This is a genomic window from Mucilaginibacter sp., assembly GCF_036383575.1.
In the GTDB taxonomy this organism is placed as follows: Bacteria; Bacteroidota; Bacteroidia; order Sphingobacteriales; family Sphingobacteriaceae; genus Mucilaginibacter.
The window spans coordinates 1-13,462 of the sequence record NZ_DASVOB010000452.1; the positions used below are offsets into that span (position 1 = coordinate 1).

At 42.5% G+C, this 13,462-nt stretch carries 11 protein-coding genes; 5 read left to right on the plus strand and 6 right to left on the minus strand.

Annotated features, from left to right (window positions below; all coding sequences use genetic code 11):
- Positions 1 to 373: 373 nt before the first annotated feature.
- Complete coding sequence (locus VF500_RS16090) at positions 374 to 1,051, plus strand: hypothetical protein (RefSeq protein ID WP_330860648.1); 678 nt, start codon at positions 374 to 376, stop codon at positions 1,049 to 1,051.
- A 1-nt stretch (position 1,052) separates the two neighbouring features.
- On the opposite strand, the gene VF500_RS16095 is transcribed toward VF500_RS16090, so the two are convergent.
- The 3 genes from VF500_RS16095 to VF500_RS16105 are packed head-to-tail and all read right to left on the minus strand — an operon-like array spanning position 1,053 to position 3,456.
- Positions 1,053 to 1,874, minus strand: coding sequence for a hypothetical protein (locus VF500_RS16095; protein WP_330860649.1), 822 nt, complete (start codon positions 1,872 to 1,874; stop codon positions 1,053 to 1,055).
- 24 nt (positions 1,875 to 1,898) lie between these two features.
- A complete protein-coding gene (locus VF500_RS16100; protein ID WP_330860650.1) occupies positions 1,899 to 2,942 on the minus strand; it encodes an EamA family transporter in 1,044 nt (347 codons plus the stop codon).
- A gap of 31 nt (positions 2,943 to 2,973) precedes the next feature.
- Positions 2,974 to 3,456, minus strand: coding sequence for a TQO small subunit DoxD (locus VF500_RS16105; protein ID WP_330860651.1), 483 nt, complete (start codon positions 3,454 to 3,456; stop codon positions 2,974 to 2,976).
- An 82-nt stretch (positions 3,457 to 3,538) separates the two neighbouring features.
- Between VF500_RS16105 and VF500_RS16110 the strand changes: the two genes are divergently transcribed.
- From VF500_RS16110 to VF500_RS16125, 4 genes are all read left to right on the plus strand, one after another.
- Entirely contained in the window at positions 3,539 to 5,032 is a 1,494-nt protein-coding gene (locus VF500_RS16110; RefSeq protein ID WP_330860652.1) for a PLP-dependent aminotransferase family protein, read from the plus strand.
- 1,079 nt (positions 5,033 to 6,111) lie between these two features.
- Positions 6,112 to 9,108 carry a glycosyl hydrolase family 28-related protein gene (locus VF500_RS16115; RefSeq protein ID WP_330860654.1) on the plus strand — a complete coding sequence of 999 codons (2,997 nt, stop codon included), beginning with the start codon at positions 6,112 to 6,114 and terminating at the stop codon, positions 9,106 to 9,108.
- Between the two features lie 20 nt (positions 9,109 to 9,128).
- Positions 9,129 to 10,388: a DUF5009 domain-containing protein gene (locus VF500_RS16120; RefSeq protein ID WP_330860655.1), complete on the plus strand. Its 1,260-nt coding sequence runs from the start codon at positions 9,129 to 9,131 to the stop codon at positions 10,386 to 10,388.
- 23 nt (positions 10,389 to 10,411) lie between these two features.
- On the plus strand, positions 10,412 to 11,560 hold the full coding sequence (locus VF500_RS16125) for a glycoside hydrolase family 18 protein (RefSeq protein WP_330860656.1): 1,149 nt from the start codon (positions 10,412 to 10,414) through the stop codon (positions 11,558 to 11,560).
- 92 nt (positions 11,561 to 11,652) lie between these two features.
- Here VF500_RS16125 and VF500_RS16130 read toward each other — a convergent pair whose 3' ends face one another.
- The 3 genes from VF500_RS16130 to VF500_RS16140 form a co-directional block, all read right to left on the minus strand.
- Complete coding sequence (locus VF500_RS16130) at positions 11,653 to 12,411, minus strand: 6-phosphogluconolactonase (protein WP_330860657.1); 759 nt, start codon at positions 12,409 to 12,411, stop codon at positions 11,653 to 11,655.
- A gap of 398 nt (positions 12,412 to 12,809) precedes the next feature.
- Entirely contained in the window at positions 12,810 to 13,076 is a 267-nt protein-coding gene (locus VF500_RS16135) for an HPr family phosphocarrier protein (protein ID WP_330860658.1), read from the minus strand.
- Positions 13,073 to 13,462 (minus strand): putative PEP-binding protein (locus VF500_RS16140; RefSeq protein ID WP_330860659.1); only part of this gene is annotated, 390 nt, incomplete at its 5' end. The genes VF500_RS16135 and VF500_RS16140, both read right to left, overlap by 4 nt.

The following is a 13,462-nucleotide window of genomic DNA, read 5'->3' on the forward strand; positions in this document are numbered from 1 at the left end:
TTCATAATTGTATTTGGTTAAATTGGTTTAAAGCAATGTATCCCTGCACTTTTGAGGGATAAGGAAGAAGAAGAAGTATAGCACATCAATAATACTCAAAAAAAGTAAATACCGATGCTATTGTGTAAATATAACACAATGGGTTTTGTAATTGCAATTTATATCAGATTTTTTACCTTAATTTTTAATGGAAATAAAAATGCATTTAATGATGCTGCCTGCTCGCTTTTATTAGCCTTAAAACACTTAAATTTAATGTGTTAATTCGATATATGTGTTCCGCAGCCTGCCTTTTTTAATTGTGGTGATTTTATTAGTTTGTTCTTGTAATCATGTTAATTCTGATAAGCAGAAAACGGGTAACTATACAAAATTGAAGGCGCGTGTTAAGCCCAAAAGCAGCGAAGTGAAAAAGCCGGTGCCGGTTTGGGGTTATCGTTTTGTTGTTACGGGTGATTTTAACGGCGATGGTATAAAGGATACTCTTACAGAACATTATTTTAGCGGCAAAACCCACAAAGAAACCAATAAGTTTTATGTTAATGCAGATTATGATTACGATTTGAAAATGGCGGATGAGCAAAAAACGTATTCATTTATCACTTGCAGCAATCCCGCTATTCATAAACTGGATGTAGCCAAAGAGAATAATTTTGGATTGCTTTACTTGAAAAATGAAGGCGATCTTGACGGCAACGGAACGGATGAGATTTCTTTAGTGAGAAACAAAGCTGATTTTTCGAGTTTAAACGAATACTCAATAATGACCTATAAAAATAATAAATGGGTTACTCTTTACTGGTTTCCGATATGGGAATGGCAGCTCCCGCAACTGCCTGAAGTTTCCAATCAATACGGCCTTTTCGGGATAGGCGGGGTTGTGATAACAAATTCAGATACTACAAACCAGCGATTATTGAAAGAACTGACAAGCTTTAGCGGGCTGGCCAAAAAGGTTCGTAAAAATAAGATCCAAATCATTTACAGGAGTAAAGAGATATCTGTGGATACGATCATAGTTAAGCTTAAACATCATCATCCTCCTTTATAATTCAAATTCCATAGCTATCCTTATACCGTTGCATCGAAGCCCCAAATATCTCCATTGCATTGCCCTCAATATCCTGATTTTCAAATGCACCATATACCGTGTCAAAATTAAGCTGGGATGCTTTTTGATACGCTTTGGCAAACGCTGTTTTAGTGACTAATATAATGTTTGGATAGCTGTACATGATAGCCATGTGCCGTTTGCTGCGGGCTATATTAAAAGTATCGCCGCAAAGCATGGTGCCCTGAGGTGTTAACCCGGCCACATGCAATACGCAGCTGCCTGCAAAGTGCCCGCCGATATGTACTATATTTATCCCGTCCCATAGGTTCATTCTATCGCCGTTCCATAGCCGGATATGCGGTGTTTTAAACGGCATCCATTCTGCGTCATTTTGATGAATGTAGATTGGGCAGTCGAACTCATTGGCCCAGTCATCCATATTGCTGTAATAATGTGGATGCGAAAAGGCTATTGCTTTTAATCCTCCTTTAGCCCGGATAAAATCTATTGTAGATTTATCCAAATACGGGATGCAATCCCATAAAACATTACCACCCGGCGAAATAAGTAGTAAGGCCCTTTGAGCTATTGCAAAATCAGGTACTATTTTAAGTGCGTACAGGTGTTCATTTAATTGGGTTATTTTAATGGTGCTATACTCAAGTTCGGCAGGAAAAGTCCACTGCTGACCGCTCTCCGGAACATACTGGCGATCATCTGTACAGATCGGGCAAAATGCAGGTATATCAGGTTTAGCTAAAAGCTGGGTGCCGCATGTGCTGCATATAATGGTTTTACTCATTTTATTGGTAGTTGTCATAAAGTATTGTTTTGCAAAATGGCTTTATATCCGGTAAGCTATTTTAGCCAAAGCTTTGATCTGCTTTAGATCAGAAACTGCGCTCAGCTGTTCGCAGTTATTAATGTTTCCGATTGTTTTGGTCACTGGTGCTTTGAATTTGAGTTTTCCGTATTTTGAAAGATTAACAAGCAATACGCTAAATAAAATTACAATTAACCCCAAAACCTGAACCAGCGAAATACTTTCGTGTGCGAAGCAAACATCAAGCAGTACGGCGATAACCGGGTTTACGTATGAATGGGTACTAACTTGTGTTGCAGGCCTTACCTGTAACAACCAAACATATGCTCTGAATGCGCCGATTGATCCGAATATGATCAGGTAAACAATAGCCATCCACGATTGCAGCGGAATAGCAGTAACGTCAAGCCCCTTAAACTCTTGGTGGATAAACGCTGCAGGTACAAAGGCCAAACCTGCAATGATCATTTGCCATGATGTATTTACCCTTGCCGGGGCAGTACCACCGCGTTTTTTTGAATACAATGAACCTGCCGACCATGCCATGGGACCTGCCAGCAGCAACAATAAGCCGGTAAATTTAGCATGGTCCATACTCCCGGTAACCGATTTCAGGAACGCCTCACCAAAAAGGAGCAGGATCCCCGCAAAGCCGATGATGAGGCCCAATATGGTTGATTGGTTTTTCAGGTTTACGCGCCAGTTAGCTTTATCCAATATAATAAACCAAATTGGATTTACCGAAACCATAATGGCAACCATGGCGCTGGGAATATTACGTTCAACCCAGATCACTATGCCTGTTGCTACAAACAAGGTAAGTAACCCGCAAATGCCTGAAGTAATGATATCCCGTTTAACAAATACTTTGTCGCCTTTAATGTAACACCAGCCGAGTAACAAGATACCGGCGGTAAAAAAACGCAGGGCACCCATCAGCATAGGAGGAAAGCCCTGCACAGCCATTTGTATAAAGAAATAAGTTGAGCCCCATACCACATACACGGTAGCGAAGGCTACGATAACTAAAGGTGGTGATGCTTTGGCAGTTGCTGTAGTTGTCATGATGCTTATTGGTTTAAGATATTTATATCTTTCAGTTGGTTTGTGCCTGGTAAGTCGCCAGCATTTTGTTCACGATACGTGATGCAAACCAGCTATCTAAACTCCAGGAATATTGAGTTGCGCCAGCCAGCAGGAAGCTTGCAGCGCTCAGCGTAAAAACGGAATAACCTAAAGGCGATTCGATGCCGAAAGAAATTGCCATCGCGATAGCAAAACATAAACTCAGTATGCCGCTGCCTAAAGCTGCCATGCGGGTAAATAGGCCAAGGATCAGCAGCAGCCCGAACCCACCCTCACCGATAGTTGCAATGGTTGCCAGTGGATTTACGATACCATCGGGGAGAAAACTCATTACCTGTTTGGCATAGGCGATAAAATGTTTCCAGTCGCCCCAGCCAACGTGAGGGTGACCGTTTGGGCCAAACAAACCGAGCCGGTCGGCCACTTCCCACAGGTAACTTGCTCCAATGGCTAACCGCAGGTATATAGATGAAAGTTTTTGATTGATATGCATAGTATTTATTTTTTGATGATCAAAAATACCATGCTTTTGGACTATACTTGTAGTCCAGAAAATAGATTAAAGATAGTCCAATATGATGCTCATCGAAAGTTTATTAAGCGTGGATAAAAGCAGCCAGGTTCCTGTATACCTGCAGATTAGCAATGGTATAATTGCGTATATCAGGCAGGGCACTTTAAAGCCTGGTTCAGCGCTACCCGCCAGCCGGGCATTATCGGCATCATTAAACGTTCATCGTAAAACAGTGGTAGCCGCTTATGACGAGCTCTATGCGCAAAGCTGGGTTGATGTGATTGCGCGTAAAGGTATTTACGTTGCTAAAAACCTGCCTGATGTTGCACCGCGGCCTATCGAAAAAACAGTCCTGAAACATAGCCTGGCAGTTAAAACCTCATTTAAAGTTGATGACAACAAGATCAACCCATTGCGCATGTTTGTGCCAATGCCCGATGGTAACCTGACATTTACCGAGGGTTTCCCCGATACCCGCATTGCACCTGTTGATTTAATGGTGCGCGAATACAGGCGGATGGCAGGCTATCACTTTACACATAAATACCTGATGTACGGGCCTGAGCAGGGCTCGGAGAATTTAAGAAATGAGCTTGCCCGCTTTTTGGGTGAGACCCGCGGTCTGCATGTAAGCCCCTGTGATATTTTAATTACCAAGGGTGTCCAAATGGCACTTTACCTGTGTGCCCAGGTACTGATCAACAAAAATGATATTGTAATTGTGGGAGATCCTGGCTACAGCGGCGCTAATGAAGTGTTTGAACAGGCCGGTGCTCAGCTGGCTTTTGTACCGGTTGATGACTGTGGAATTGATATCAATGCTGTTGAAGCCATTTGTAAGCTGAAAAAAGTACGCATGCTATATGTTGTGCCGCATCATCACCAGCCTACCACAGTAACGCTGAGTTCTGAAAGGCGGATGCATTTGCTCGAGCTGGCTGCCAAATACCAGTTTGCCATTATTGAAGATGACTACGACTTTGACTTTCACTACATCAGTGGCCCTATTTTACCGCTGGCCAGTGCCGACTATTATGGTAACGTAATATATGTAGGCTCATTTTGTAAAACCATTGCGCCCGGTATCCGCATCGGCTTTATGGTTGCTCCGGCTAACTTTCTGCTTCAGGCAAACCGGTTGAGAAGGTTAATTGATCGGCAGGGAGAGCATTTGCTTGAAGAAGCCATGGCGAGCCTGTTAAAGAACGGAGATATTGGTCGTCACCTGAAAAAGGCAAATAAGCTGTATCATGAACGGCGGGATATTCTTTGTCGTTTGTTGGAGGAAGAACTGGGCGATTATCTGTCATTTAAAATACCAAACGGAGGCTTTGCCATATGGATTAAATATCTTCATGACCTGAATACTGCCACTGTTTCGGAAAAAGCCAAAGAATTGGGCTTGTCGATAGGCGCGGGCCATGATTATTATTACGATAAAACATTTAAACATAGTTTTGTGCGGGTAGGTTTTGCCTCTTTAAATGAAAAGGAAATGGAGCAGGCCGTGAGTATCTGGAAAAAGGCCATCCTTAAATGCCTTCCAAAGCTTTAAAAGTTTGGCATAGGGGGTAAATGGCTATAATTAGATGATTTTAGTAGTGTTTGTGTCATGCTTTGTCAGTGTGTGTCAGGTCTTTAAGGTGGATTTTTTCTGCCAAAATTGACTCTTGTCATGCTGGTGACAAAATGTCGGTTATTTTTTTTCAAATTGCTAAGCCGTATATTATCTAAAAATTAGGCGTGGATTTTTTTACAAAAAAATGTCGGGTGTTGGATTTTTTGCTTTGTAAAGCGCCCCTTGAAAATAGCGTACGAAATAAATTTCTCTAAAAATAAATTTCAGCCTGTTTAACTGTTTTTGCCAAAATAATTCGGCCAAAAACGGGTAATTGATTTTTTATAGCCGGATTTGGGTGTAATTTTTTGATGCTAAGGGTGAAATCCAGATTTAAATTTAAAAAACTTTGGTTTTTAAAGCTGATTTCAAAAAAAGTGTGATTTTAAAAAAAGATGTTTTGAAGCTAAATCCTTGATTTTTAGGGTCGATTTTTTACTGGCATATTTTTAGTCGATTCCCTGCCAGGAATGATACAATTGTTCTTGCATCCCTGCAACAGCATGCCTGTAGGAACGGTTGTAATTCCTTAAAACATTGTTAGTTCAGTAATTAAAACATTTAAAAAATTAAAGTTATGTTAACCGTATTAGAAGTTGCCCTTTTCTTAGCTGTTATTATCGTTCCATTAACCCCTGCAAGAAAAACTGCAAAATAATTGGACATTAAAACCAGTTAATGAATGGGCGGCCTTTGGTTGCCCATTTTTGTTTTATGCTGTTTCTATAGCTTGTTTTAATTTCTGAGTAGCCCGTTCCTGGTTCTTCCGGCAAGTGTCAAAGTTATCCCACCGCATCTTTTTTGTTGTTAATTTCCCGTTTAGCTGCATTCCTGCCTATGGTAGTGGTGATGTAGTGCCGTAATAATAGCATCAGATAGTGCTATCAGATAGATTTGTGCACTGACTATCCGGTACGCGTCTATCAGCAATTTTACGTGATGTGTTAAAAGTTACCGCTGATATATGATGTACATTGGATTTGATACCAGCACCATATAAACCATATTATAAAAAAGTGAAAAAGGGAACCCTGTTAGTCACCGCATTTATTCTTATTCAAACTTTTTGTTTCGGCAGTAAAACTCTTGTAAAAAATGACACCGGCGGCAAGTCCGTTTATCAATCCCGGTTACAGGATTCGGACGCAGTTTATTTCACGCCCGAAAATTTCAAGATCAAGGCGGATGGTAAAACGGATGTATCTGACGAACTGCAGGCAGCCATTACTAAAGTAAAAACAGAGCATAACTTCGGTGTACTTTTTATCCCCGAAGGGAAATACTTAATTTCCAAAACTATATTTATACCTACGGCTGTAAGGCTGATAGGTTACGGAAAAAGCCGCCCGCAAATAGTCCTCGCAAAAAACTCGCCCGGTTTTCAAACGGCTTATGAAAATGATAAAGGGCATGCCAAATATATGTTTTGGTTTGTGAGCAACCTTTCCAAACCAGGCGATGAGGTTCATGATGCCGGCGCTTCAACTTTTTATAGCTCCATATCAAACATTAATCTTAAAATAGAAGAAGGTAACCCCTGCGCGGTAGCCATGCGCACCCATTTTGCCCAGCATAGTTTTATAGCGCATGTAGATGTAACTATTGGCAAAGGATTGGCCGGTATGTTTGATGTAGGCAATGAGATGGAAGATGTTCGCTTTTTTGGCGGCCAGTATGGTATTTATACCACCAAACCATCGCCGGGCTGGCAGTTTATGATGGTTGATACCTATTTTGAAGGCCAGCGGGAAGCAGCTATTCGTACCCAGGAAGCAGGGCTTACCATTGTGCGCATGAACGTAAAGCATGTACCAACCGTGATCAGTATCAATCCCAACTACCATGAAAAACTATTTATGGAAGATTGCCGTTTTGATGGTGTAAGTGGTCCTGCTATTATCATCAGTAATGAGGATAACGCTTTCAACCAGATCAATCTGCGTAACATAGTTTGCCGAAATGTCCCCGTATTGGCCAGCTATCGCCGCAGTGGTAAAACAACACCGGGAGCAGGAAATATCTACCAGGTAAAAAACTTCACTTATGGCCTGCAGATGGACGACCTTGACGCCGATCCGCAATATAAAACCATTAATGAGCAGGAGCCTTTAACCGCAATGCCCGAGCCTGCCAAGAAAGATATTCCGGATTTTCCGGGTATTGAAACCTGGGCCAACCTCAAAACACTCGGTGCAAAAGGAGATGGCGTTACCGACGATACACAAGCTATACAAGCCGCTATTGATAAATACGAAACCATTTATGTACCGCAGGGTTGGTATCGCGTTAGCCAAACCATTAAACTGAAGCCCAATACCAAATTGATTGGCTTAAATCCCATAGCCACGCAGTTTTTAATTGCTGATAATACACCCGCTTTCGGCGGTTTTGGTGGGCCGGTTCCTTTACTGGAATCGTCAAAAGGAGGGAGTAATATTTTAAGCGGGATAGGGCTGTGTACCAGTGCGGATAACCCGCGTGCTGTAGCCTGTAAATGGATGGCGGGTGCCGAATCATATATGAATGATGTAAAGTTTGTTGGCGGGCACGGAGGGATGCAGCGTGTTGGAGCACCCAAAAGTACAACAGGCAGCGGCGCTTATAACCGTGCTCAGAATGGTATGGACGCTTCATGGGATACGCAGTACTGGAGCCTCTGGGTAACGGATGGTGGCGGTGGTACTTTTAAAGATATCTGGAGTGCCAACACATACGCCACTGCCGGTACTTATATCTCCAATACTCAAACTTCCGGTCGTATTTATGCCATGTCGATAGAACACCATGTACGCAACGAAGTACGGTTTAATAATGTTGCCAACTGGAAGGTATACGCCATGCAGTTAGAGGAGGAGAGCCGCGAAAGTACCGAATGCCAGCCGATGGAACTTGAAAATTCAAGCAATATGGTATTTGCCAACCTATATATGTTCAGGGTGATCAGGGTAAATAAACCTGCACCATATTCTATCAGGAAATGGGGCGGTAAAAACATCGAGTTGTTGAACGTGCATAATTACAGCCAGATAAAATATACAACTACTTCATCGTTATATGATATAAATACAGCTACAGAAGTAAGGCCATGGGAATTTGCAAGGCTTTATATAAACGATAAGCCTGATGTAGCTGAACAACAACCGGGCACAATCAATAAGCTGGCGACCGGTTTTGAATTTGCATCGGCGGTATGTGCCGACAGCAAGGGTAATATTTATTTCAGCGAGCAGCGGATGAAACGGATCTATAGATGGTCGGCGGTTGATAAGCAAATTAGTTTGCTGGCAGATTATCCCTGGGAGCCGCTCTCATTGGCCTGCGATAAAAATGATAATCTGCTGGTTGTTTTTAAATATGTACCGAAGCCTGGTTATCTGGTAAACGGCAAGTCTGAAAAATTTGATAACCCTGAGGATGCCGCCGGCACATCTTTTAGCGGATGGGGTAACTCGGGATTTGCAAGCTGGGCTTACGCTATCGATCCAAAAAATCCAGACGAAACTATACAAAAGCTAAAAAGCATCCCTATGGGGCAGGTGAATCCGGTTTATAAAGCGTTATATCCGGCGCACCGCTGGCGCGATTATCATGATTTCAATACTGTGACAGTAAATAAGCCAACCGAATGCTTTGTAGCGCCTGATGGCGTTACGATTATTCCGGTAGTATATGATCTGGCCCGGTCGACAGCTTTGGCTGCTGCCTATCCCGGAAAACCTTTGTATACCAGCGATGAGTATGATAAGCGTACCGTGAGCACAGCGGTAAACAAAGATGGATCTATTACCGATTTAAAATACTTTGCTGAAAGAGGCGAATTTGCATCAGCCACCGACGATAAAGGAAACGTTTATATAGCCGACGGGCAGATCTATGTTTATGACAGTGCGGGTAAACAGATCAATATGATAAAAGTACCCGAGCGGCCAACCGGGTTAGCGTTCGGCGGCGCAGGGAACAATATTTTATATATCACGAGCCATAATTCATTATTTTCCGTAAAAATTAGATAAAACACCCCTAAATAAAAAACATGCAACAATTACCCAAGCGCCTGTTATCAATTGATGTACTGCGTGCCATCACCATGCTGCTGATGATATTTGTAAACGATGCCAGCGGCGTAAGGCATATTCCCGAATGGATTGACCATGCCAAAGGTTTTGAGGATAGGATGGGTTTTGCCGACACCATTTTTCCTGCGTTTTTGTTCATCGTAGGTTTGTCGTTGTCGTTTGCCATCAATAACCGGATCAAAAAGGGAGATAGCGCCAGACAGGTTTTATTTTACATTTTGATACGCAGCGCGGCCTTGCTCATCATGGGGTTCTACCATGTAAATCTTGAAGATTATAATTCATCTGCGGCATTAATTCCAAAAGCTGCATGGGCGCTGGTTATCACCACTGCTTTTTTCCTGATCTGGCTCGATTACCCGGAGACTATGGTAAAAGCTAAAAAATATTCCCTGCAAATACTGGGTATTGTTCTGTTGGTAGCTATGGCTGTGATCTATAAAGGGGGAGAAGACGGCGAAGTAAGGGGCATGGAGCCTTCCTGGTGGGGGATCCTCGGTTTGATAGGCTGGGCATATTTAGTTTGCGCATTGATCTTTTTCGCGGTTAAAGGCAAATTGAACAGCCTTATTGTTGCCTGGATAGTACTTGCAGTCATTAATATTTTAGCGCACTCGGTATTTAAGATAAAAGTAATGCGCGATGAGTCAATGGTGTCCATTGCTGGGAACGATGTTACAGGAAGCTTGCTTGGTAATGCAATTATCTTTTTAAAACCGCTATGGGTAATCCACGATGCATCAACCATGACCTTAACTATGGGTGGTGTGGTTATCTCAGGAATTTACGCTAAGCTGGTTGAGCAGGGTAAAACACAACGCATTTGGGCTGCGTTGGCTATTATTGGTGTTTTGTTCCTGGTAGCAGGCTTTGCTTTAAGGTCTTATACCGAGGGGATTTCCAAGATCCGCTCAACGCCGGCATGGGTGTTGATTTGCTCGGGCATTACTACGCTGGCATTCCTGCTACTGATATATGTGGTTGACGTTAAAGGGAAAATAAATGCCTTTAACTGGATCAAGCCTGCGGGCACCAGCACACTCACCTGTTACCTGATCCCGTATTTCCAGGTATTTATACTGGAGTTACTTCATATTAATTACCCCAGTGTTATTAATAACGGCTTCCCGGGACTGCTGCGCTCATTCCTGACGGCCGTGATCATTATCTTATTTGTTGGATTACTCGAAAAGAAAAGGCTACGCCTAAAAATTTAAACATTATACATACCTAAATTCTAATGACAAAAATTTCATCCTTATTGCAGCCCGGCAAATACAAAACCAGGCTGACGACCCTTCTTTGCCTTATACTTTTGGCCTGTTCAGCTTATGCGCAAAAAAACAAGCATAAAAAGCACGTTATAATTGGCTATGTAAGCGGTTTTCGTGGTTTGATAGATACCGGAATGGTTCATCCAAATAAGCTTACACATATCAATTACGCGTTTATAAATGTGATTGGCAACAAGGCGTTTCTAACCCATCCCCGAACGGATACAAGCAACTTCAGGTATCTGATAGGGTTGAAAAAGAAGAACCCGGATTTGAAGGTTTTAATTTCGATAGGCGGATGGCTGTGGAGTAAGAATTTTTCGGATATGGCGTTAACTGACACTTCGCGCAAAGCTTTTGCTGCAAGTGCTGTTGATATTGTACGCAAGTTTAAAATGGATGGTATTGATATCGACTGGGAATATCCTAATGCCACAGGTGCCGGCAACGTTCATCGCCCTGAAGACAAAGAAAACTATACCAGCCTGTTTTTAGAATTGAGGAGTCAATTAAACAACCTTGAAAAAGAAACCGGCAAAAAGCTGCTGCTTACTGCAGCTGTGGGTGCTTTCAGGCATTTTGTACAAAATACCGAAATGGATAAGGTAGGAGCTTGCTTGGATTATATTAACCTCATGACTTACGATTACGGCGCCGACATAGCAAATCATCATACAGGTTTGTATGCGTCAAAATATCTTAAAACAGAAAATAATTCTGATAACGGCACGCAGGTTTTTATAGAAGCCGGAGTTCCACGCAATAAGCTTGTTTTGGGTATGGCTTTTTACAGCCGCTCAACAAGGGTGTCGGACAGTACCAAAACAGGACTTGGCTCGCGTAACCTGGAGCGGATGCGCGGAGGTGGCTATACTTTCATAAAGGACAGCCTGCTCACCAACAAAGCGTTTAAATATTATCGTGATAAAAGTGCAAAAGCGCCATACTTGTATAACCCCACTACCCGCCAGTTTCTATCATTTGATGATGAATGGTCGATTAAAAAGAAATGCCGGTATGTAAAGAAGAATGGCATGGCCGGGGTAATGTTTTGGGAGTATGTTGATGACAGGAAGGAGTATCTCCTTGATGTGGCTAATAGCCATTTAAATTAGACGCAAGTGTAATTTTGTATAAAAGTAAAGCCGCCCGGTTATCGGGCGGCTTTACTTTTTCTATATCGGGTTAAGAAATGGAAGTGATTTATTTACCAGTTATAGCCGCGTTCTTTAGCGTAGTCAGCTACCAGAGCACCTGCATCTGCATCTAACAGGATCTCGCAGTTAGGGTGCAATTGCACTACGGAAGCCGGAATATCGGTACTTACCGGGCCAAGGATAGCTTGTTTAACAATTTCGGCCTTGTGGCTTCCTTTGGCTATCAGGATCAGCTTGCGGGTGTGCATAATGTTTTTGACACCACGGGTTAATCCGCCAAGCTCAATTTCGGGTGGTACCTGTGTTTCGCGGCGTACACGGGCTTCAAAATCTGGGTCCATAGGCGATACCCATGTTTCGCTTTCAAAAGGGGTCCCGGGCTGATTGATGCCGATATGTCCATTACTACCAATGCCCAGCATTTGCAGGTCGGCCCCGCCACGTTCGGCAAGGCGTTTTTCAAACAGGATACTTTCGGCCACAAAATCATCTGACAGGGTAGGCGGCATAATGAAATTTTCGTCAGGGATGCCCAGCGGACCGGCAATCTGGTTCAGGATCATGGTATAACAGCTGCCTGCGTATTCGCGCTCAAGGTTGGTGAGCTCATCCACGTTAAACAAGGTGATGTTTGATACATCGAATGGATATCTGGCGTAAATTTCAGACACAATGCGGTGCATGCCTATGGTGGTTTGCCCGGTTGAAAGGCCAATGACAGATGTGTTTTTCTCCAGCATTTGGGCTATGATGCGCCATGCGGCCGTTATATCAAATTCTTGTTCGCTTTTAGTTATAGTTACTTTCATTTATAGTGCTGTACTTTTTATAATTTTCAAATCAACGTCTCCTTCATTCCTTCCTTCGCTGTTCGAAGTCTCTGACTTCGAATACTGTATGCCTGTAGTTTGCAACTACAGGCATACAGCTAATTTTTCAACTTGAATGCACTGTAGTCACAGACTACATGCATAATCGTCCGAAGTCAGAGACTTCGGACAGCGGTGTTATAGTTACTTTCATTTATTAGTTTATATTTTTAATGTTTTTTAAATCATTGCCGTTGACTTTAGTCAACGGAATAATCGCAAAATATTTAAGGGCTTTAGCCAAAATGTCGCTTGCATTTGGGCTAAAGCCCCGCTTGCTATTACTTCTACCGTTGACTAAAGTCAACGGCAATGAAGAGCACCAATTTTACAGTTGTTTAAAGTTCTTTAAGCTGTTTGGTAAAAAAATCATCGATAATAATTGCTGCACTTACTTCATCCTCACCATCCATAATTACCGAAATGGTTTCGCCGCCTTTAATGCTAAGCGAAAGGATATTGAGCAGGCTATTGAGTTTAACAGTTTTATCGCCCTTTTTTAAACTGGTGGCCGATTTAAAACCCTTAGCCAGTTTTACAAGCTGAGTTGCCGGCCGGGCATGCATTCCCTGTGCCGATGTGATGATATAATCTTTGGTTATCATTGGGGTATCTCTTTTAAATAAGCAATAATGTTTTCCGAGCTATCCATGGTCATTACCTGCTGGCATATCTGTTTGGCTTTAGTTTCAGTATTATTAATGATGATGCTTTTTATTGCTGGGATAGAAGCTGCGCTCATTGAAAATTCTTCGAGTCCCATACCCAATAATAGAAGAGTAGCCAAAGGATCAGAAGCCATTTCGCCGCACATACCTACATGGATATTATGCAAGCGGCCCTGTTCAATCACATTCAGGATAAGGCGTAACACACCGGGATTAAATGGATCGTATAGATGAGTGATTTTTTCGTTCATCCTGTCCACAGCCAAAGTATACTGACAAAGATCGTTTGTGCCGATGCTGAAAAAATCAACCTCTTTGGCCAG

Bases quoted from the DNA above. Each gene is read 5' to 3' on its own strand.
- VF500_RS16095 (WP_330860649.1), bottom strand. From the start codon at position 1,874: ATGACAACTACCAATAAAATGAGTAAAACCATTATATGCAGCACATGC.
- VF500_RS16100 (WP_330860650.1), bottom strand. From the start codon at position 2,942: ATGACAACTACAGCAACTGCCAAAGCATCACCACCTTTAGTTATCGTA.
- VF500_RS16105 (WP_330860651.1), bottom strand. From the start codon at position 3,456: ATGCATATCAATCAAAAACTTTCATCTATATACCTGCGGTTAGCCATT.
- VF500_RS16110 (WP_330860652.1), top strand. From the start codon at position 3,539: ATGATGCTCATCGAAAGTTTATTAAGCGTGGATAAAAGCAGCCAGGTT.
- VF500_RS16120 (WP_330860655.1), top strand. From the start codon at position 9,129: ATGCAACAATTACCCAAGCGCCTGTTATCAATTGATGTACTGCGTGCC.
- VF500_RS16125 (WP_330860656.1), top strand. From the start codon at position 10,412: ATGACAAAAATTTCATCCTTATTGCAGCCCGGCAAATACAAAACCAGG.
- VF500_RS16130 (WP_330860657.1), bottom strand. From the start codon at position 12,411: ATGAAAGTAACTATAACTAAAAGCGAACAAGAATTTGATATAACGGCC.
- VF500_RS16135 (WP_330860658.1), bottom strand. From the start codon at position 13,076: ATGATAACCAAAGATTATATCATCACATCGGCACAGGGAATGCATGCC.